Below are 1,446 nucleotides of genomic sequence, written 5' to 3'. Positions count from 1 at the left end.
GGCCTTGATGAAACACTTTACTTACTACGTTCTGGCAGCGTCGAGCTCAAAGACGCTCAAGGTCTATTTCTAGACCGCTTAAGTAGCGGTGATATCTATGGTGTTGGCGGTGAACAAAGGCCTGACGCCACCACAACTCAATTAACTTACCTCGAAGACAGCCTGGTTTATTGCCTGCCAAAGAGCTTTATAGACAGACTGTCGACCGAGAACGATACCTTTGCGCTGTTTTTCTCCCGTGAGACTGATAAGTCTTTGCAGATCACTGAACAGGCGAGTCACGACGCCACGGCGTATAGAGATTACCGACTCAACCAGCTGGTGTCGGAGTTGATGGTTAAGTCGCCTTTGTGTGCATCGAAAGAGACCAGTATTCAAGAAGCTGCCTTGCAGATGTCCGACGCAAAAGTGAGTTCTATCTTGCTTTTGGATGAGGGGGAATTGTGTGGGATATTGACGGACAGAGACCTTCGCTCTCGTGTTTTAGCTAAAGGAATCGACCCTCAGCTTCCGGTTTCTGAAGTAATGAGTACAAGCCTGAGAACGATAAAAGCCGATCAAACAGTGTATGAAACACAGCTGTCTATGATGACAGCGAATATCCATCATCTTCCCGTTGTCGAGAATGCGAAACCGGTTGGAATTATTACGCTGAATGACTTTATCCGTGCTCAAAATAGTGAACCGGTTTATATGATTCAGGCAATTAACCGAGCCAGTAACCGGGATACGCTTTATTCACTCAGTAAACAGTTGCCTGAACTGACCTGCAAGCTTATTCGCGCCAATGTTAGAGCCGATGAGATTGGCCGGATCATTACCTCGATCACCGATAGCATAACTCGTCAGCTGATTGTCCTTGCTCGACAGACTTTTGGAGATGAACCATGCGAATACGCCTGGGTGGTATTTGGCTCACAGGCTAGACAAGATCAGATGCTTGGCTCAGATCAAGATAACGGTATGATTCTCGATGATGCTGCAACACAGGAAATGGAAGATTACTTTAAACGCTTTGCTGAATTCGTAAATGAAGGCCTGGACAAATCAGGTTTGAAATATTGCCCGGGAGAGGTGATGGCGCAGACTGATAAATGGCGTCAGCCTTTAGAGGTTTGGAAGCAGTACTTTACTCGCTGGATCCGTCAGCCTGAACCCAAGGCGCTAATGCATGCCAGTATTTTTTATGATATTCGCCACGTTGCTGGCAAGCGTGAGCTGACGAAGTCTTTAAGTAACTTGGTATTGGAGGAGGCTCAAAAGAACACCATCTTTCAGGCATGTATGTCAGAAAATGCGCTTCAGACCTCACCGCCTTTAGGCTTTTTCAAAACCTTTGTGCTAGAGAAAGATGGCAATCACAACCCGGTATTGGATCTAAAACTACGGGGCACCGTGCCGATTGTTGCCCTGGTTCGTTTGTACTGCTTGATGAAAGGAATTGAA

1 protein-coding gene is annotated in these 1,446 nt (G+C 46.5%); it reads left to right on the top strand.

Going from position 1 to position 1,446, the window contains the following annotated elements; translation table 11 throughout:
• The coding region (locus A3761_RS21455) for a DUF294 nucleotidyltransferase-like domain-containing protein (protein ID WP_068750842.1) at positions 1–1,446 on the top strand (1,446 nt) is incomplete at both ends.

It is taken from the genome of Oleiphilus sp. HI0123, from assembly GCF_001635315.1.
The sequence above is the reverse complement of the archived record's forward strand: the minus strand, read 5'-3'. Positions and strand labels throughout refer to the sequence as shown.